The following is a 17,968-nucleotide window of genomic DNA, read 5'->3' on the forward strand; positions in this document are numbered from 1 at the left end:
GCGGCAGCGCCGGAGAGGGGTGCAGTCACGAAGCCAGCCCGCCAGTCGCTTACTGTTCGCCCGAGAGCCGCTTGCGCACCGCCGCGATGGCGGTCTCGTTGCGGGTCACGCCCAGCGACTTGCGCATGGCGGCCGCCGCCTGCGCGCGGTATTCATCGCTCAGCGCTGCGCCAAGCTGCTGACGGGTCTGGGCGACGAGATTGGGTTCCTGGTCGAGCGGCAGAGTGCTGATGTCCTCAAGCGCGACGACATACCAGCCGAGTCCGCGCGGACCTTCGAGCGATTTGACCGTGCCTTCGGCCATGCTGAACAGCAGCACAAGCGGCGGCGCAATTCGCTGACGCTGGCTGGCGAGCAGTTCGCGGCGTTCCAGATTGATCTGTTCACGCTCGAAACCCGGCTTGTTTTCGGCGGCCATCGCAGCAGCCAGCGGCGTTCCGGCACGAACCTTGGCCATGATCCGGTCAGCCGCCTGCTTGGCGAGGACCGCACCCTGACTGCGCTTCCAGCCGGCGATTGCGCCTTCGCGCACTTCGGCGAGCGGCGCGGCGCGGGCTTCATCGACGCGGGCGACTTCGAAGATCACGAATTGCTCGGCTTCAACCTGCGCGAGCTGCGGCTCGCTTTCTTCCATCTGGAAGGCCGTGCTGAGCAGCGGGGCGAGCTGCGGCACGATCTGCACCTGCGGCTGTCCGAAGGCGCGCCCATCGGCCAGCAGTGCTGGTGTGGTCTCGACTGTCAGGCCATAGGCCTTGGCAACTTCGGCGAGAGCCGTACCGCCGTCGATTTCGGCTTCGATTTCGGAAGTGAGGTCGGCGATTGCGGCGGCCCGCTTTTCGGTGGTGAGCTGTTCGGTCAATTCAGGCGTGGCCTGCGCCAAGGTGCGAGCCGGCGCGCGCTCAATCTTGTCGACCCGCGCGACATACCAGCCGAGCGTGCCCTGGGCCGGATCAACGACGCCGCCTTCGCTCGCCTTGAAGGCGGCCTGGGCAAACGCAAAGCTGGTGGCACTCGCCATGGCTTCGCGGGTGCGCGCCGGGGAGCGTGAGGCGGTGAAGTTCGCTTCGCGCGCAACGGTCTCGAGCGAGGCGCCCGCGCGGATGCGGGCGGCGAGCGCCTTGGCGGCGTCTTCGGTGGGCACGACGAAGCTCGAGACGATGCGGCTCTCGGAGGCTTGATACTTGGTGGCATCACGCTTGAACCGCTCGGCGATTTCGGCCGGGGTGGGCGCTGCGTTGACCTTGAGCGTGTCGGTGCCGAACACCGCGAAACGCAGCGTGCGTCGCTCTGGCCGGACGAACTGGGCGCGGTTGTCATTATACCAGGCAGTGAGCTGGCTCTCGGACGGGTTCCCGGCGGGAGCGAAGGCTGCGCTCGGGATGAGAGCGATCTCGCCCTTGCGCTTTTCCAGCACCAGCGCGGCATATTGGCGCGCGACCTTTTCAGGGAGTTGCGGCGCTGCCACTGCCGTGCGCAGCAACTGCTGCTCGATAAGGTCAATCGCGAGGTCGCGGCGGAAGGTCGCGTCGGTCAGTCCGCGCTGGCCGATCGCGGCAAGATAGGCCTGCTGATCGAACTGCCCGGTGAGGCCCTGAAACGCCTGAATCTGCAAAATCTCGCTGTTCACCAGGTTTTCGCCGGCGCGCAGGCCATAGTCCTTGCCATATTGGCCCACGGCAAAGCGGTCGATCATCTGCTTGACCACTTCGTCAAGTGAGCCTTCGGCGATGAATTCGGGCATGGTCAGCGTCGGGTTGCGCTGGCGAACCTGCGCCAGCGCGTTGTTCGCCGATACGGTCAGATCGGAAATCGGAATCGCTTCGCCGCCCACCACAGCCATGCGGTCGGTATTGGTCACGCCGCCAAAATTCGTGTTGCCAAGGTCAGAAGCAACGAAGGCCAGCGCCATCAGACCAAGGAAGGCAAGAAAGATCGGCAGCCCGATCTTCGACTGGAAAAAGCGGCGGAAAAACGAAAACATGGCGTAATTGACCCATCCGAGGCTGGCTGATGGCAGGACGCAAGCGCCCTTTTCGCACACCGCGATCACTCGCGTTGCCCGGGCGCTTTAGAGGCCCTGCGACCACACGGCAACAGGTGGCTGCGCGTTTTGACTAGTCCGGCTTCCTCGGCTAGCGGACGCGGGCCCCGGGCACTACAGCGAGCACAGAATCATAACCCGCTCAGGGCTATCCCTCTCAATTATATAAAGTGCAGGACAAGTCATGACCCGCCGACCCTATATCGTCGGAAACTGGAAGATGCACGGCACCCGCGCGATGCTGTCCGAAGCGCGTGCGATCGACCGTGCGGCTCAGCGTCACATGAAGGTGGAGGTGGCGCTCGCGCCGCCTTACACCCTCATCCATCCGATCCACCGCGAAGCCGAACAGATCGGCGTTGGCGCGCAGGACTGCCACCATGAAGATGGCGGCGCGCATACCGGCGATATCTCGGCGGCGATGATTGCCGATGCGGGCGCGAAGTTCGTGATCCTCGGCCATTCCGAACGCCGCACCGGACATAATGAAAGCGATGCCCGCGTGCGTGCCAAGGCCGAAGCCGCGTTGGCGGCGGGCCTGCGGATCATCATGTGCTGCGGCGAAAGTGCGGAAACCCGCGAATCGGGCAAGGCGGTCGCCTTCGTGAAGAAGCAGCTCAAGGCCTCGCTCCCGCCAGCCGACCAATTGCCCTCCGACATCGGCGACAAGCTGACGGTCGCCTATGAGCCGATCTGGGCGATCGGCACCGGCAATGCCGCCACCACCGATGATATCGCCGAGATGCATGGCGCGATCCGCGCGCTCTTGATTGAGCTGTTCGGCGAGGAGCATGGACGCGATGTGCGCATTATCTATGGCGGCTCGGTCAAGCCTGAGAATGCGGCTGCGATCTTCGCTGTCCCCGATGTCGGCGGCGCCTTGGTCGGCGGAGCGAGCCTGACGGCGGACAGCTTCATGGGCATCGCCCTTGCTGCAAGCGAGCCGTTCGAGAACTAGGCGGCCATGCCGTGACGGACGACAAGGCGCTGCGGGCTTGCCGCGCAGGCCTTGCGCCCCTACATGGCGCGCAAGCAATGCAACCGGGCGGGCAATCGCCCTCGGCCACGAGAATCGTTCATGTCTCTGTTCATCTTCCTCACCGTGATTCAGGCCCTCGTGGCCGCCGCACTGGTCGGCGTCGTGCTGATGCAGCGCTCCGAAGGCGGCGGTCTCGGCATCGGCTCCAGCCCCGGCGGGGCGTTCGGTGCGCGCGGTGCGGCGGATTTCCTCACACGGTCGACCAAGTGGCTGGCGGTGGCCTTCGTGACGCTCTCGATCGTTCTGGCCGCTCTCGCCGTGCGTGAAAGTCGCGTCGGCGGGGTGACGAGCACGCTCGACCGCAATGCACCCGGCGCCGCGGCTCCGGCAGTGCCTGACCTTTTGGCCGACCCCGCTCCGGCGCCTGCTCAGGCCCCGAACGAAGCGGCGCCTGCGCCCGCTGCACCGGCTCCTGCGGCTCCGGCCGGCCAGTAATCGCCCGCATGGGGCGGCGCGCTGCTGCCCCGCGGCCATAAAATCTACGTGACTGTGGATGGCGCGCATCCTGTGCGGCGCAATTCGCTTGCCCCGAATCCCTCCTGTTGCTTAAGGCCCAAATCCCATGGCGCGGTACATTTTCATCACCGGCGGCGTGGTCTCCTCGCTCGGCAAAGGTCTCATGGCAGCCTCACTGGCTGCTCTTCTCCAGGCGCGTGGCTTCAAGGTCCGCATCCGCAAGTTTGATCCCTATCTCAACGTCGATCCGGGCACGATGAGCCCGTATCAGCACGGCGAGGTCTATGTGACCGATGACGGGGCCGAGACCGATCTCGACCTCGGGCATTACGAGCGCTTCACAGGGGTCTCCGCGCGGCAAAGCGACAACATCACCTCGGGTCGGGTTTACCGCGACATTATCGCGCGTGAACGGCGCGGGGACTATCTTGGCGCGACGGTGCAAGTGATCCCGCACGTCACCGACGAGATCAAGGCCTTCGCGCTCGCCGATCAGGACGATCACGATTTCATCCTGTGCGAGATTGGCGGCACGGTGGGCGACATCGAATCGCTGCCGTTCATGGAAGCGATCCGCCAGCTCAGGAACGAGCTGGAACCCCTCCAGACCCTTTCGGTCCACGTTACGCTGGTGCCCTATATCAAGGCCGCGGGCGAGCTGAAGACCAAGCCGACCCAGCACTCGGTGCGCGAGCTTGCCAGCCTCGGTATCAAGCCCGACATTCTGCTTTGCCGCGCCGAGCACCCGATCCCGGAAAGCGACCGCCGCAAGATCGCGCAGTTCTGCAACGTGCGCACCGAAGCGGTGATTCAGGCCTTGGATGCGCCTTCGATCTATGCGGTGCCGCAGCAATATCACGCCGAAGGTCTCGACGCCGAAGTGCTCCGCGCGTTCGGTATCACAGATGCGCCCGCACCCGATCTTTCGGCGTGGGAGGATGTGACCGACCGCCAGTTCAACCCGGAAGGCGAAGTGACGATTGCTGTGGTCGGCAAATATGTCGGCCTGCAGGACGCCTACAAGAGCCTCAACGAGGCGCTGGTGCATGGTGGCCTCGCCAACCGGGTCAAGGTCAACATTCGCTGGATCGACGCCGAAATCTTCGAAGGCGACGACGATTCGCAGATCATCGCCGCATTGGAACCGATGCACGGGATTCTCGTCCCCGGCGGCTTTGGTGAGCGCGGGAGCGAAGGCAAGATTGCCAGCGTTCGCTTCGCGCGGGAACGCAACGTGCCGTTCTTTGGCATCTGCCTCGGCATGCAGATGGCCTGCATTGAAGGCGCGCGCGCGGCCGGCTTTGCCGATGCCTCGTCGACCGAGTTTGGTCCGACGGATAGCCCGGTGGTCGGCATCATCACCGAGTGGATGAGCAAGGAAGGCCTCCAGAGCCGTGCCGAAGGCGGCGATCTGGGCGGCACGATGCGTTTGGGCGCCTACCCGGCCAAACTCAGCCCCAACAGCCACACCTCGCAGATCTATGGCGGGGCGGAGGTCATCTCCGAACGCCACCGCCATCGTTATGAGGTGAATAGCGCCTTCATCGAGCCGCTCGAGAAGCAGGGCCTGATCTTTGCCGGTATGTCGCCGGACGGGTTGCTGCCTGAAATCGTCGAGCGGCCCGATCATCCGTGGTTCGTGGGCGTGCAATTCCACCCGGAATTGAAATCGCGGCCATTTGATCCGCACCCCCTGTTTGCCGGGTTCATTGCGGCGGCGCTGGAACAGTCGCGACTCGTCTAAGCGCTCGTCCTGTCACTTTTCATAGCGCTCGAGTTGGTCTGCGCGGCCGTCGTTCGGCCGGCTCCTGAGGGAACTCAATCGGCGTTTAGCAAGGCTTTGCAATCCTTTGTTTCACAAGCGGGACTTGCGATTTCCCTTCCTTACAAGGTTTGCAGATAAGCCTTGCGCGTTGTTGCCTTTCCGCATTAGACGGGGGCCAGATTTAACTATTTTCTAGGGACAATTGCGCTGAGTCTATCGGATTGCTGTTGTACAAACACACAGTGATTCGATCCGGCTTTTGCGGGTCTTTATGAAACAGGCTTGTCTGGTCTTGTCCGTCTTCTGCGACCCGGACGGATAGGTTCAGACGAGGCGGCGCAAGTCGCGGGGGCGGATCGCAAGACCCGCCCCCTTTCAATTTCATGATCGGATTGAACCGGCGTGCCTCAGGCAGCGCTGGCGGTGTCGTCGCCTTCGTTGGTCGGGACGGCGGTGAGCGTCGTGGTGCCGCCGATCGCGATTTTGCGAGGCTTCATCGCATCGGGCACTTCGCGCACCAGGTCGATGATCAGCAGGCCATCGGCCAGATCAGCACGCTCGACGCGGACGAAATCAGCCAGCTCGAACCGGCGTTCAAAGCCGCGGTTGGCGATACCGACATGGATCAGCTCTGAACCATCCTCAGCCTCTTCGCGCTTGCGACCCTGCACGACCAGCAGGTTCTGCTGGGCGGTGATGTCGATATCATGCGGGCGGAAACCGGCCACAGCGAGGGTAATGCGGTAATTGTCCTCGCCCCGGCGCGAGATGTTGAAGGGGGGATAATTGTCGCCCGCATTCAGGCGTGCCTGATTTTCGAGCAGGTCGAACAGACGATCAAAGCCCACGGTCGAGCGGCGGTACGGGGTGAAATCAAAACGGGACATAGTTGCAAATCCTCTTGGTTGAGCAATTTGGCTCGGATGCGGGCCTGCCGGATGCAGCACCCGCCTTGTCGCCGTGGCCGTTTCCCAAGACTGGCGAAACGCGGCGACACCGCCTATCTGGTTTATCAACCCGCGCTTTCAAGAGCATTTGGCAAGAGGGACCTATGGCCAGCCCACAGATCGATATCTACACCAAGTTTGCCTGCCCCTTCTGCGTACGCGCCAAGCGACTGCTGACGCAAAAAGGCGCCGAATTCACCGAGCATGACATCACCATGGGTGGAGCACGACGCGACGAGATGCTCGCCCGCGCGCCCAACGCGATGACGGTGCCGCAAATCTTTATCGGCGATGTGCATGTTGGCGGGTCGGACGATCTCGCCGCGCTGGAAGCTGCGGGCAAGCTCGACGCGTTGCTGGCGGGCTGATGCCGAAGATTGCGGTCTTGCAGATGTGTTCGGGGATCGACCCGGGCCGTAATTTCGATTGCATCCGCGATGCCGCCTATGCCGCGCGTGAAGGCGGGGCGGAGATACTCTTTACGCCGGAAATGTCGCTACTGCTCGACCGCAACCGTGCGCGCGCGGCAGAGCATATCGTCCCGCAGGACGAATCGCCTTATGTGCCCCTATTGGCCGATCTGGCAGGCGAGATGGGCCTGACTATTGCGCTTGGTTCCATGGCCGTGGCGGTGCCGGGCGGCAAGAACGCCAACCGTTCAATGCTCTTCGCTCCCGCCGCCGCGCAGCCGATGACCTACGACAAGATCCATATGTTCGATGTCGAACTGGCGACGGGCGAGACCTGGCGGGAAAGCAATGCCTATGAACCGGGTCGCGCGGTGGTGAGCGTCGAAGATACGCCCGTCGGGCGGCTTGGTCTGGCAGTCTGCTACGATCTGCGTTTCCCTGCCTTGTTTGGCGAGCTTGGCAACCGGCGCTGCGATGCGATTGCCGTGCCAGCCGCCTTCACCAAACCCACCGGGGCTGCCCATTGGCACGTGATGCTGCGCGCCCGCGCGATCGAGGCGAGCGCCTTCGTGATTGCCGCCGCACAGGTCGGGAGCCATGAAGACGGGCGCGAGACCTACGGCCATAGCCTCGTCGTCGATCCGTGGGGTGAGGTGCTGCTCGATATGGGCGGGGATGCGCCCGGCTTGGCATTCTGCGACATCGACCTGGCCCGCATCGCCGAAGTGCGCGCGCAGGTGCCCGCTCTTGCCAACCGCCGTGAAATCGCCACATCCTGACTTGCAATGATCGTTTTCGACCTCTCCTGCCATGAAGGCCACCGCTTCGAGGGCTGGTTTGCCTCCTCGACCGATTACGCGGATCAGCAAGCGCGCGGGTTGCTCGCGTGTCCGTTCTGCGGCTCGGCCGAGGTGAGCAAGGCCCCGATGGCCCCCGCCGTGCCGGCCAAGGGCAACGCCCGGCAGGAAGTTCTGCCGCCAGAGGCACCGCGGCAGGTCGCCAACACGCCGATGCCGCCCGAGGTGCAAAAGGCGCTCACCGCATTGGCCAAGGCGCAGGCAGCTGCACTCAAGAACAGCACATGGGTCGGCGACAAGTTCGCCGAGGAAACCCGGAAGATGCATTATGGCGAGCGTGACGAAGCTCCGATCCACGGGCAGGCAAGCCTCGCCGAGGCCAAGGCGCTGATCGAGGAGGGCGTGCGGGTTGCCCCACTGCCGTTCCCCGTGGCGCCGCCCGAAAAGTTGAATTGAAACGCGCGACTGCTATGAAGCGCCTCGGGACCCCGTAGCTCAGCCGGATAGAGCATCAGATTCCTAATCTGGGGGCCGCGCGTTCGAATCGCGCCGGGGTCACCACTATGCTTGCAGGCGCTGCCAGCGCCGCTCGGCGTAAAGGGCCAACCCCAGCACCCCACTCGACATGGCAAGCATCAGTGCGCAGGTGCCGGCCCAACCGCCAAAATCATACACCGCCGTGCCAAGCGCGCTGCCGATCGCGCCGCCGACAAACATCGTAACGATATAGGACGTGGTCAGCCGCGTGCGGATGTCCGGGGCGAGGGTGAACAGGGTCATCCGCCCGGTCACATCAATGGTCGGCCCGACCATGTTGACCACGAGCAGTGGCACGAGCACGCCCCAGATGCTGAAGCCGAGCGGATAGAACAGCGCGATGCCGAAAATCTGCACCGCAGCTGCCGTCAGCCGGGCTTTGCGTGGGCCAACCTTATCCGCCCAGCGCCCCAGCCGTGGCGTGGTGAACACGCTGATCGCCGCAACGCCTGCCAGATAGCCGACATCATCCGTGCCGTAGCCCATGGTGGGGCTGGTGAGGTGCAGCGCGAGCGCGAGCCAGCTGGCGGTGAAGATCGCAAAGTTCAGGCCCTGGATCGCGGCAGAGATCCGCATGTCGGGATGCTTGGCCGCCAGCGTGAAGACCGAAGCAATCAGCGTGCCGTAACGCGCCTGCGATTGTTTGGGTGCGGCAGGCTCGCTGCGCATGGCGATGGGCAGAAAGGCGGTCACGGCCGCCATCAAGCCGAACGCACCGACATAGACCGTGTGCCAGTCGGCGTGCTCGGCGATGATCCCCGCGCCGACCCGTGCGACCAGAATGCCGAAGATCACCGCTGCGGTGAGTTGCGCGGTAACCTGTCCCAACCGCTCAAGCGCAACGCGTTTGGAGGCGAAGGCGGGGATCAGATAGGGAGCGATGGTGACGAAACCGAGCAGGGTGGAGGCGGCGGTGAACAGCACCAGATCCCCCGCCAGCACCATGCCGCCAAGGCATACAGTCTGCGCGGCGACGAACACCATGCACAGCCGCCGGTTCGAATAGAAGTCGCCCAGCGGCAGCAGCAGGAGGATCCCCAGCGCAAGTGCCAGCTGGTTGAGCGCCGGGACAAGCCCGATCTCCGCCTCGCCGACGCCAAATGCGCGGGCGACTTCGCCGATGATCGGGTGGATGTAATAGGCGTTCGCCGTCACCACCGCGATGGTGAGCGCCAGCGCCCGTTCCTGCGTGCGGGTGAGGTAGGCAGGCACGGAGGTGGACTGGATCAAGCGAGGAAGCCTGCCTGCCGCGCCATGTCGATCACGCCTTGAGCCAGCTCTGCCGGACGGTCTTCCTGACTGAAGTGGCCGCATTTCGATAGCATCGCATGGGGTTGGCCCTCGGCCCCCTTGATGCGTTTGGCGAGCTGCGGCCCTGCCAGACCGAGCACCGGGTCATCCTCTCCGAACAGAGTCAGGAACGGCTTGTCGAAGGCGGCAAGGCCCTCCCACGCAGCGACGTTTTCGGCGACACCGGGCTTGTCATCCTCGACCGGCACCAATTGCGGGAAGGCGCGCGCACCGGCCTTGCTGGGTTCATCGGGGAAGGGGGCATCGTAGGCGGCAATCTCGGCAGCGCTGAGTTCGCTCTGGCAGCCGCGATCCATGATCCCGCCGATCCTGAAATCGGGCGAGGACTTGGCAAAGGCGCGCCACGCGAGAAACCCCGGTGAAGCTTTGCCGCCGCCTGTCGGCAGGAAGGTGTTGCTGGCGACGACAAAGGCAAAGCGCTCCGGCTCCTGCCCGACGATGCGCAGGCCCAGAAGCCCGCCCCAGTCCTGACAGAACAGCCCGGCGACTTCCGGCACCACGGCATCGCGCCACTGCTTCAGCCAATCGACATGGCGGGCATAGGTGTAGAAGGTCTGATCATCCGGCTTGTCGCTCTTGCCGAAGCCGATGAGGTCAGGGGCCAGGCAGCGAAAGCCCGCCTCCACGAGCAGCGGGATCATCTTACGATAGAGATAGCTCCAGCTCGGCTCGCCATGAAACAGGATCAGGGGAGGGGCGTCCTTTGGCCCTTCATCGAGATAATGCATCTGCCCTGACTGCCCTTCGCCAAGGTCGATGGTCAGCCAGTTTTCGGCAAACGGGTAATAGGGCAAAGCAGCAAAACGCGCCGGGTCGTGAGCGATGATTTTCATGGCCGTTCCTTCCATCACCATGGTGAGTAGCAGATCGAAACGGGATTGCCATGCCCGCCATCTTGCACAAAAGCACCCAAATTGATGAGGTGGACTTGGCCGCAGGGAGCGGGCAAGCCACCCGCCGATTGCAGGAGAGAAGGCTTGTCGATGTATCGCCACGAACCCGATGAAATCGCCGAAATCCGGCACGCAGTGCGCAGCCTGTGCGATGGTTTTCCGGGGGACTATTGGCGCGCCAAGGATGCGGTTCGGGAATACCCGGCGGAATTCGTCGACGCGCTGACCAAGGCGGGCTTCCTCGCCGCGCTCATCCCTGTCGAACACGGTGGCAGCGGCCTCAGCCTGGAGGCGGCCTGCGTGATCATGGAGGAGATTCAGGCGTCCGGTTGCAACGGCTCCAGCGCCCATGCGCAAATGTACATCATGAACACGCTGCTGCGGTACGGCTCCGAAGCGCAGAAGGCGGCCTATCTCCCCCGTATCGCCAGCGGCGAATTGCGCTTGCAGGCGTTTGGCGTCAGCGAGCCAACCAGTGGCACCGATACCCTCAGCCTGAAGACCCGCGCAGTCCGCAATGGCGACGAGTATATCATCACCGGTCAGAAGATCTGGACCAGCCGCGCCGAGCACTCCGACCTCATGCTGCTGCTCGCTCGCACCACCCCGCGCGAGGAAGTGGCGAGCAAGACCGAAGGGCTTTCGATCTTCCTCGTCGATATGCAGGCCGCGCTGGCGGGCGGCATGACGGTCAAGCCGATCCGTACGATGATGAACCACTCGTCCTGCGAGGTGTTCTTCGACGACCTGCGCATCCCGGCCTCCGCGCTGGTGGGCGAGGAGGGGAAAGGCTTCCGTTACATCCTCTCCGGCATGAATGCCGAACGCATCCTGATCGCCGCCGAGTGTATCGGCGATGCCAAGTGGTTTATCGAGAAGGCGACGGGTTATGCCAAGGACCGCTCGGTCTTTGCCCGACCCATCGGGCAGAATCAGGGCGTGCAGTTCCCGATCGCGCGCTGCTACGCGCAGATGCGCGCTGCAGAGTTGATGGTGTACCACGCAGCGCGGGTTTACGACGAGGGCGGCAATCCGGGCGAGGAGGCCAATATGGCCAAGCTCCTGGCATCCGAGGCCAGCTGGGCGGCGGCGGACATGTGCGTGCAGACCTTCGGCGGCTTCGGGTTCGCCGAAGAATACGATGTCGAGCGCAAATTCCGCGAGGCGCGACTCTACACCGTGGCGCCAATCTCGACCAACCTCATCCTCTCCTACCTTGCCGAACACGTGCTGGGGTTGCCGCGAAGCTACTGAAACCGGCAATCCCCAAGGAATTGCCCGCAATGTGTCCCATTGTGTCGCATTGTTCTTGCAGAGGGCGGTCAGATATGATTCTGTTCGATTTAACGGACGAGGGATCATTCGCGGCAATGCGTAAATCAGGATCTGAAAACAGGCTGAAGCGGTTTGGCGCCCTTGGTGCCTTGCTGCTCCTGACGGGCGTGGCTGTGGCCGGTCCGACGGGCCTGCTCGCCTGGAGCGTGAACGCTGCCGCGCTGGAAGCGCGCGAGACCGAAATCGCCCAGCTGACGGCCAAGCGCGATGCACTGCGCAACCGGGTGATGCTCCTCGATCCTGAAGCCGCTGATCCCGATCTCGCCAGTGAACTGGTTCGCGATCAGCTTGGCGTGATGCGCGAAGATGAGGTCGTAATCACGCTCGAAGACTGACGTCGGGCTATCGGCTCCGCTCACCTGATTTCGTATGCGTGAGCGGTTACCGTTACGGCTTGGCGTTGCGCGGGCCTTATCTCCCTGCCTATAGAACCATGATGCGCTTCTCCTCCCCATGAGTGCGCCAGAGAGAGGGATACTTGTCTTGGCCAAACAGCCTGCAAAGAAGTCCGCAACCGCTGCGGACGACGCCGATTTCATGCTCCACTCCTTGCAAGCCGCCTTCGAGGCCAAGAAGCGTTATGACGCTTCGCCGGAAGAGATGCTGGAGTTCTACCGCCAGATGCTGCTGATCCGCCGCTTTGAGGAAAAGGCTGGCCAGCTTTACGGCCTCGGCCTGATCGGCGGCTTCTGCCACCTCTATATCGGCCAGGAAGCCGTGGCGATCGGCCTGCAAAGCGTGCTCGACAACGAACGGGACAGCGTGATCACAGGCTACCGCGATCATGGCCACATGCTTGCCTACGGGATCGATCCCAAGGTGATCATGGCGGAATTGACGGGCCGCGAAGCCGGGATTTCCAAGGGCAAGGGCGGCTCGATGCACATGTTCAGCACCGAGCACAAATTCTACGGCGGCCACGGAATCGTCGGCGCGCAGGTCGCGCTGGGCGGGGGCTTGGCGCTGGCGCATCAATACAACGATGATGGCGGGTTGTGTCTGGCCTATTTCGGCGACGGCGCGGCCAACCAGGGGCAGGTCTACGAGACCTTCAACATGGCGGCGCTTTGGAAGCTGCCGATCGTGTTTGTAGTCGAGGACAACCAATACGCGATGGGCACGGCCAGCTCGCGCTCGTCGGCCGAAACCCGGTTCCACCGCCGCGGCACTGCGTTCCGTATTCCGGGGATGGAAGTGAACGGCATGGACGTGCTCGAAGTGCGCGCTGCGGCCGAAGTCGCTTTCGCCCATGTCCGCGCCGGCAAGGGCCCGGTGCTGATGGAGTGCAACACCTATCGCTATCGCGGGCATTCGATGTCCGACCCGGCCAAGTACCGCACCCGCGAGGAAGTGCAGGAACAGCGTGACCACCACGATCCGATCGAGGGGCTGAAGAAGACCCTGATCGAAGCAGGCAAGACCGAGGACGATTTGAAAGCGATCGACAAGGCGATCCGCGCCGAGGTGGCATCCGCCGCCGACTTTGCGGAAACCTCGCCCGAGCCGGGTGCAGCCGAACTCTACACCGATGTTCTGGTGGAGGCCTATTGAGCCATGGCGATTGAACTGAAGATGCCGGCGCTGTCGCCGACGATGGAGCAGGGCACGCTCGCGAAGTGGCTCAAGCAGGAGGGTGATCGGATCGAACCGGGCGATATTCTTGCCGAGATCGAGACCGACAAGGCGACGATGGAATTCGAAGCCATCGATGAGGGCGTGCTGGAGAAGATTCTGGTCGCCGCCGGGACGGAAGATGTCGCGGTTGGCGCGGTGATCGCCCTGATCGCGGGGGAAGGGGAGGAGCCGTCTGCGGCGCCCGCACCTGCTCCGGCGAAGGCAGAAGCGCCTGCACCTGAACCCGCTTGCGCTCCGGCCCCCAAGGCGGCAGCCCCCGCGCGCGCGCCTGCGGCTGCCGATCCCGCCATCCCTGCCGGCACCAGCCTCACCAGCACCACCGTACGCGAAGCGCTGCGCGATGCCATGGCCGAGGAAATGCGCCGCGACCCGCGGGTGTTTGTGATGGGCGAGGAAGTTGCCGAATATCAGGGCGCCTACAAGGTCACTCAGGGCTTGTTGGCGGAGTTCGGCCCCAAGCGCGTGATCGATACGCCGATCACCGAATATGGCTTTGCCGGGATCGGCACCGGCGCGGCGATGGGCGGCTTGCGCCCCATCGTCGAGTTCATGACCTTCAACTTCGCTATGCAGGCGATCGACCACATCATCAACTCGGCCGCCAAGACCAACTACATGTCGGGCGGGCAGATGCGCTGCCCGATCGTGTTCCGCGGCCCCAATGGTGCGGCCTCCCGCGTGGGCGCGCAGCACAGCCAGAACTACGGCCCGTGGTACGCCAGCGTCCCCGGCCTGATTGTCATCGCGCCCTATGATGCTGCCGATGCCAAGGGGCTGATGAAGGCCGCGATCCGCTGCGAAGATCCGGTCGTCTTCCTCGAAAACGAACTTGTCTATGGCCGCAGCTTCGATGTGCCCGATGTCGAGGACTATGTCCTGCCGATCGGCAAGGCGCGCATCATGCGCGAAGGCAAGGACGTGACCATCGTCAGCTATTCGATCGGCGTCGGCATGGCGCTCGAAGCAGCAGCGACGCTGGCGGACGAGGGATTCGATGCCGAAGTGATCGACCTGCGCACCCTGCGCCCGCTCGACAAACAGACCGTCCTCGAAAGCCTCGCCAAGACCAACCGGCTGATCGTGGCCGAAGAAGGTTGGCCGACCTGCTCGATCGCCAGCGAAGTCATCAGCATCTGCATGGAAGAGGGCTTCGACCACCTGGATGCGCCGGTGCTGCGGGTCTGCAACGAAGACGTGCCGCTGCCCTATGCCGCCAATCTCGAAAAGCTCGCGCTGATCGATCCGGCTCGCATCGCGGCTGCTGCGCGCAAGGTCTGCTACAAGTAAAGCCGACGGCGCAAACCGCCCGGCCTGGGTCAGGTCGGGCGGGCTGCGGAAAAGACGTTGCAACGCGCCACCGGGCCACCGGCGTACAGCCGGGTCAGGTCGCGGTTGTCGCGGACATTGAAGGCGGCCGTGTAGACGATGCGGCGGTTCTCAAACACGGTGATCGGCGTGATCGGCTCATAATCGAACGCCACTTCCACAAACATCACGGCGGTGCCTTGTGATGCCGTGATATAGCGCCCGGGCACACCCATTCCAGGAAAGCTGGTTCCGGTTGCGCCGTTGCCTTCAACGCCGTAGCTGGAGGTATGCTGGACCGCCCCGCGGCACCGTTGCCAGGCAATCCACTGACCGCCCGATGCATTGCGCTGCAAGCTGGAAATGATGACCCGTGCGTTGTCATAGAAGTCTAGGTTCTGGCCGAGCTTTTCCGCACCGATCAGCGTTTCGGCGATGTCACGCTCGAACACTTTACGCGCTGTCAGCACGTCCTGTTCACCGACGCGCGAGGCGTTGTCCGCGACCTGCATCGCGATCTGGCTGATCTGCATATGCGTGATTACCAGATAGGCCGTATCGGTGCCGAGCATCCCCATGCCAAGCACAAGTGGCGCGGCAAAGGCGAACTCGATCAGCGCAAGGCCGGATGTGTCAAGCGAAAGCCGCCGGGCGAGGCTTCGCACGCGGCTCCGCAGCGGTTTCCTCGTGGTGCTGGTCATGTGCAATTCCCCGGAGTGGTGACGCGGTCATTCTGCTCGTCGAACGGCTGATTGCGCAGCACGGTCGATGCCTCAATGGTCACGGTGTCCGACAGGCCAGCCATGGAGTACATCGGGAACAGACGGGGGTAGGTAACGGTAGCCGTGTAGAGCACGACATCGCGTGCACCCCCGATACCGTCCCTGCCGCGATCTTCATCCCAGCCGCCATTCTCGTTGGCATCGATGTAAGGTTCGTTGTTGTTGCAGATGCCGTCGTTGTTCAGGTCGGTGAATTCCTCCGGCTCGCTAACGTCGGCGAATTCGAAGAATGACAGCTTTTCAAGATCGATCGTGGCATCAGACGGCATAACCGTCCTGATCTGATCCGTAACCCGCTGATCAATATTGACTTGCTGGCTATTGGCATTCTCCAGCGTAAGGTCGCGGCCCGCCTTCTGCATGGCGCCGTGCAACACCGAACTCGAGTATTGCGTATGCGCCATGTCGAACAGGCCCATGATCATCAGGAGCAGAACCGGTGCGACGATCGCGAACTCGATGAGGGTCGTACCACCCCGGTCGGCATGCAGCCGGCGGAGCACCGCGACTGTGCGTGACAACCGGCCGATCACGAGGTCAACCTCAGCGCGGCGATCTTCTGCGCGATTTCCTGGAACCGGGCGTTCAGGGTCACGGAGTCGCTGGCCTGGAAGGCACGGCCGGGCGATGCGCAGTCGATCAGATTCTGGGTCAGCGCGGTCCCGAAGGCCACCACCCAGACGGTGATGTTCTCCTGCTGGGCAGCACGACAGATGGCTTGCAGACGGGCTGCACGCCGGGTCGCTTCGCGGTTCGCATCGGCGTTACCCGTGACACGGCGATCCCACCATTCGATCCCCTGGGTCGAATAGTTCTCGATGCCGGTGACAAGAATACCGTCCGTCATGAACACGATGTGACGGGCAATCGCGTCGCCGTTCGGCGCGGTGGTGTTTTCCGAAGCGAACATGCCACGCGGCGAAATGAAGCGTGCGCCCCACACCATGCCAATGTCGTGATAGGTGTTGCCGTTGGCAGCCAGACCATTGACGTAGGTTTGCAGATCAGTGCGGTTGATTTCGGCCAGCTTGCGCGCTGCCGCGGGGCAGACCCAGCCAGGGCGGTCCTGAGTGGTCGACAGTCCGGCGGCGATCCGGTCGGAATCGCTCACCGGGTTCGTAGTCCGATTGCCGCTGCCGTCGCGGCGTTCATAGGCCGCAGTATTGAGCGCCGGCTTCCACTTCTGCGATTCGTTTGCTGGCACCAGATTGATGTTGAGATCGTGGGCTGCGGGAACAATGGGGCTGTAATTGCCCGTGGTGTCCATCCACACCGGCTCCTCAATGCAGCCGGTCCAGGTCTGGGTGGTCATTGCACCATTGGTGCCGACCGGGATCTGGAGCGTGTTGTTGGCATAGATCGACGAAAGGTTGACCGACTCCCAGCCAGCGGGGCTGCGAGGCGGGTTGTTCACATTGCACGGATTGGCCGTCCCCGGCGTAACCTCGCAATAGATCCACTCGCGGAACTGCGGAATCACGTCAGCGGCGGTCGCAAGACGCGTCTTGCGCACCCGGCCGCGACAACCGGCGCGATTGTTGGAGTTGCCGCCATCCCACTGGTTAAGCACGATCTGCGGCGTCGCAAAGACCTGCCAGCTTTGGGTCTGGCCACTGACCGTTACGTTGCGGGTGCCCGGCAGCGTGTTCCTGCAGAAATTGGTCGCGGTCGTTCCGTTTGAGCCATCGGTACGGAAGCGATAATCGTCAGTATTGGTGGAGTTGAATCGCGACGTGTTTCGCGGCAACCATTCGTCCTGATCTGAAATCAGGATCGTCTCGCCCACCTGATCCACATCCGGGTGTGCGGAATTGGGGAACGGGGCGGGATTGTACCGCGCGACGCGCGTTTCATAGTTGTGCGTGTCAGCCATGTAGGCGCGGGGGATCGAGAAACCGACATTGACCTGCTGCGAATAGGGCACAAATCCATAACGCACTTGCGCGCTGGATGAGGTTGCCGCTTCCACCGTGTCGTAGAAGTTCATCACAGCCGTGCGAAGCGCGACGATCTTCGAGCTGGAGTTCGAGTTGCACTGGGTGCCGTTGGGACATTCCGACATGGAGCCCGTAACGTCGAGCACGAACATGATGTCGGAGTTGGAGATGTTGATTTCGGCCGTGCAGCTGACCTCGATGTTGAACTCACCGTAACCGAAGGCGTCCATGATCGTCGCCGGCAAGGTTGCGCTGGCATTGCCGATTACGACCCCGTCGCCGTCGGTGGTATAATCGCGGGTCCGGTTTTCGGTGCCGAAGATGCCGTCGTTGAAGTTCTGATCAAAGAAATTGAGCCCAATCGTGCGATGCGCTGATGTGAATGTGTCATTCGTCATCGCGCGCCGCGCGGCGAGGGCGCCTGCGTCGCACGCGGCCTGCATCCGCGCAGCGGCCATGTAATAGCGGCTCGCGTCGACACCGCCGCCCACCATCGCCATGATCGGAACCAGCGCAGCGGCTGAAATCACGAGGGTGTTTGCGGTCTTGTCGCGCGCCAGTTTGCGCATAAACGACATCTTGGCCTGCTTTTCTCGCCCCATCACTTAGCTGCCCTTCCCCTGATGCCCGCACGGAACTACCGCGGACAATTCAGATGCAGCCTTCGCCCTTAAGCGGTTCTGGTAAGCGGAGTGCGAAAGGACATGGTTAGCAAAGTCCTAACGGCCTGCTCGCAGGTTCCCGAAATGGTGGCGTCCCGGGCCGGGACAGTTTGCTT

At 63.1% G+C, this 17,968-nt stretch carries 17 protein-coding genes and 1 tRNA gene; 11 read left to right on the forward strand and 7 right to left on the reverse strand.

Translation table 11 applies throughout. From position 1 onward, the window contains the following. Positions 1 to 49 precede the first annotated feature (49 nt). Positions 50 to 1,981: a peptidylprolyl isomerase gene (locus tag GVM20_RS09590; protein ID WP_166546975.1), complete on the reverse strand. Its 1,932-nt coding sequence runs from the start codon at positions 1,979 to 1,981 to the stop codon at positions 50 to 52. A gap of 244 nt (positions 1,982 to 2,225) precedes the next feature. Here GVM20_RS09590 and tpiA point away from each other — a divergent pair, with 244 nt between their 5' ends. The 3 genes from tpiA (at position 2,226) to pyrG (ending at position 5,280) form a co-directional block, all read left to right on the forward strand. Continuing rightward, positions 2,226 to 2,999 carry a triose-phosphate isomerase gene (gene tpiA, locus GVM20_RS09595; RefSeq protein ID WP_166546976.1) on the forward strand — a complete coding sequence of 258 codons (774 nt, stop codon included), beginning with the start codon at positions 2,226 to 2,228 and terminating at the stop codon, positions 2,997 to 2,999. 120 nt (positions 3,000 to 3,119) lie between these two features. Beyond that, positions 3,120 to 3,515, forward strand: coding sequence for a preprotein translocase subunit SecG (secG, locus tag GVM20_RS09600; protein WP_166546977.1), 396 nt, complete (start codon positions 3,120 to 3,122; stop codon positions 3,513 to 3,515). A 127-nt stretch (positions 3,516 to 3,642) separates the two neighbouring features. Next, positions 3,643 to 5,280, forward strand: a complete 1,638-nt coding sequence (gene pyrG, locus GVM20_RS09605) for a CTP synthase (RefSeq protein ID WP_166546978.1) — start codon at positions 3,643 to 3,645, stop codon at positions 5,278 to 5,280. A 428-nt stretch (positions 5,281 to 5,708) separates the two neighbouring features. Here the strand turns inward: pyrG and GVM20_RS09610 are convergent, their stop codons facing one another. After that, the gene (locus GVM20_RS09610) at positions 5,709 to 6,188 is read right to left on the reverse strand and encodes an Hsp20 family protein (RefSeq protein ID WP_166546979.1); all 480 of its coding nucleotides are present in this window, start codon (positions 6,186 to 6,188) and stop codon (positions 5,709 to 5,711) included. A gap of 164 nt (positions 6,189 to 6,352) precedes the next feature. On the opposite strand from GVM20_RS09610, the gene grxC reads away from it, so the two are divergent. From grxC to GVM20_RS09630, 4 genes are all read left to right on the forward strand, one after another. After that, the gene (gene grxC / locus GVM20_RS09615) at positions 6,353 to 6,616 is read left to right on the forward strand and encodes a glutaredoxin 3 (protein ID WP_160761017.1); all 264 of its coding nucleotides are present in this window, start codon (positions 6,353 to 6,355) and stop codon (positions 6,614 to 6,616) included. Next, positions 6,616 to 7,437 (forward strand): carbon-nitrogen hydrolase family protein, encoded by an 822-nt coding sequence (locus tag GVM20_RS09620; RefSeq protein ID WP_166546980.1) that lies wholly within the window; start codon positions 6,616 to 6,618, stop codon positions 7,435 to 7,437. The genes grxC and GVM20_RS09620 overlap by 1 nt, the downstream gene beginning before the upstream one ends. A gap of 6 nt (positions 7,438 to 7,443) precedes the next feature. Then, positions 7,444 to 7,911 (forward strand): DUF1178 family protein, encoded by a 468-nt coding sequence (locus tag GVM20_RS09625; RefSeq protein WP_166546981.1) that lies wholly within the window; start codon positions 7,444 to 7,446, stop codon positions 7,909 to 7,911. Positions 7,912 to 7,939: 28 nt separating this feature from the next. Next, positions 7,940 to 8,016, forward strand: a tRNA-Arg gene (locus tag GVM20_RS09630). Here the strand turns inward: GVM20_RS09630 and GVM20_RS09635 are convergent. Both GVM20_RS09635 and GVM20_RS09640 read right to left on the reverse strand, forming a co-directional pair. Next, entirely contained in the window at positions 8,017 to 9,222 is a 1,206-nt protein-coding gene (locus tag GVM20_RS09635) for an MFS transporter (RefSeq protein WP_234031942.1), read from the reverse strand. Continuing rightward, on the reverse strand, positions 9,219 to 10,136 hold the full coding sequence (locus tag GVM20_RS09640; RefSeq protein ID WP_166546983.1) for a haloalkane dehalogenase: 918 nt from the start codon (positions 10,134 to 10,136) through the stop codon (positions 9,219 to 9,221). Before GVM20_RS09640 ends, GVM20_RS09635 begins: the two co-directional genes overlap by 4 nt. Positions 10,137 to 10,286: 150 nt before the next feature. Between GVM20_RS09640 and GVM20_RS09645 the strand changes: the two genes are divergently transcribed. The 4 genes from GVM20_RS09645 (at position 10,287) to GVM20_RS09660 (ending at position 14,453) form a co-directional block, all read left to right on the forward strand. Further along, entirely contained in the window at positions 10,287 to 11,450 is a 1,164-nt protein-coding gene (locus tag GVM20_RS09645) for an acyl-CoA dehydrogenase family protein (protein ID WP_166546984.1), read from the forward strand. A 188-nt stretch (positions 11,451 to 11,638) separates the two neighbouring features. After that, a complete protein-coding gene (locus tag GVM20_RS09650) occupies positions 11,639 to 11,866 on the forward strand; it encodes an FtsB family cell division protein (RefSeq protein ID WP_353653130.1) in 228 nt (75 codons plus the stop codon). Positions 11,867 to 12,068: 202 nt separating this feature from the next. Further along, positions 12,069 to 13,082: a pyruvate dehydrogenase (acetyl-transferring) E1 component subunit alpha gene (pdhA, locus tag GVM20_RS09655; protein ID WP_234031946.1), complete on the forward strand. Its 1,014-nt coding sequence runs from the start codon at positions 12,069 to 12,071 to the stop codon at positions 13,080 to 13,082. A 3-nt stretch (positions 13,083 to 13,085) separates the two neighbouring features. Continuing rightward, positions 13,086 to 14,453, forward strand: coding sequence for a pyruvate dehydrogenase complex E1 component subunit beta (locus GVM20_RS09660; protein ID WP_166546986.1), 1,368 nt, complete (start codon positions 13,086 to 13,088; stop codon positions 14,451 to 14,453). Positions 14,454 to 14,482: 29 nt separating this feature from the next. Here the strand turns inward: GVM20_RS09660 and GVM20_RS09665 are convergent, their stop codons facing one another. From GVM20_RS09665 to GVM20_RS09675, 3 genes are read right to left on the reverse strand one after another with little or no spacing between them, the layout of a single operon-like run. Further along, complete coding sequence (locus tag GVM20_RS09665) at positions 14,483 to 15,172, reverse strand: TadE/TadG family type IV pilus assembly protein (protein ID WP_166546987.1); 690 nt, start codon at positions 15,170 to 15,172, stop codon at positions 14,483 to 14,485. After that, positions 15,169 to 15,786, reverse strand: coding sequence for a TadE/TadG family type IV pilus assembly protein (locus tag GVM20_RS09670; RefSeq protein ID WP_166546988.1), 618 nt, complete (start codon positions 15,784 to 15,786; stop codon positions 15,169 to 15,171). Before GVM20_RS09670 ends, GVM20_RS09665 begins: the two co-directional genes overlap by 4 nt. Beyond that, positions 15,783 to 17,792 carry a pilus assembly protein TadG-related protein gene (locus GVM20_RS09675; RefSeq protein ID WP_166546989.1) on the reverse strand — a complete coding sequence of 670 codons (2,010 nt, stop codon included), beginning with the start codon at positions 17,790 to 17,792 and terminating at the stop codon, positions 15,783 to 15,785. The genes GVM20_RS09670 and GVM20_RS09675 overlap by 4 nt, the downstream gene beginning before the upstream one ends. Positions 17,793 to 17,968: the final 176 nt, after the last annotated feature.

The sequence above is a fragment of the Porphyrobacter sp. SLTP genome (assembly GCF_009905735.1).
Classification (GTDB): Bacteria; Pseudomonadota; Alphaproteobacteria; order Sphingomonadales; family Sphingomonadaceae; genus Erythrobacter.

Bases quoted from the DNA above. Each gene is read 5' to 3' on its own strand.
- pyrG (WP_166546978.1), top strand. From the start codon at position 3,643: ATGGCGCGGTACATTTTCATCACCGGCGGCGTGGTCTCCTCGCTCGGC.
- GVM20_RS09640 (WP_166546983.1), bottom strand. From the start codon at position 10,136: ATGAAAATCATCGCTCACGACCCGGCGCGTTTTGCTGCTTTGCCCTAT.
- GVM20_RS09645 (WP_166546984.1), top strand. From the start codon at position 10,287: ATGTATCGCCACGAACCCGATGAAATCGCCGAAATCCGGCACGCAGTG.
- GVM20_RS09675 (WP_166546989.1), bottom strand. From the start codon at position 17,792: ATGGGGCGAGAAAAGCAGGCCAAGATGTCGTTTATGCGCAAACTGGCG.
- GVM20_RS09665 (WP_166546987.1), bottom strand. From the start codon at position 15,172: ATGACCAGCACCACGAGGAAACCGCTGCGGAGCCGCGTGCGAAGCCTC.
- tpiA (WP_166546976.1), top strand. From the start codon at position 2,226: ATGACCCGCCGACCCTATATCGTCGGAAACTGGAAGATGCACGGCACC.
- GVM20_RS09590 (WP_166546975.1), bottom strand. From the start codon at position 1,981: ATGTTTTCGTTTTTCCGCCGCTTTTTCCAGTCGAAGATCGGGCTGCCG.
- GVM20_RS09620 (WP_166546980.1), top strand. From the start codon at position 6,616: ATGCCGAAGATTGCGGTCTTGCAGATGTGTTCGGGGATCGACCCGGGC.
- GVM20_RS09660 (WP_166546986.1), top strand. From the start codon at position 13,086: ATGGCGATTGAACTGAAGATGCCGGCGCTGTCGCCGACGATGGAGCAG.
- GVM20_RS09625 (WP_166546981.1), top strand. From the start codon at position 7,444: ATGATCGTTTTCGACCTCTCCTGCCATGAAGGCCACCGCTTCGAGGGC.
- pdhA (WP_234031946.1), top strand. From the start codon at position 12,069: ATGCTCCACTCCTTGCAAGCCGCCTTCGAGGCCAAGAAGCGTTATGAC.
- grxC (WP_160761017.1), top strand. From the start codon at position 6,353: ATGGCCAGCCCACAGATCGATATCTACACCAAGTTTGCCTGCCCCTTC.
- secG (WP_166546977.1), top strand. From the start codon at position 3,120: ATGTCTCTGTTCATCTTCCTCACCGTGATTCAGGCCCTCGTGGCCGCC.
- GVM20_RS09610 (WP_166546979.1), bottom strand. From the start codon at position 6,188: ATGTCCCGTTTTGATTTCACCCCGTACCGCCGCTCGACCGTGGGCTTT.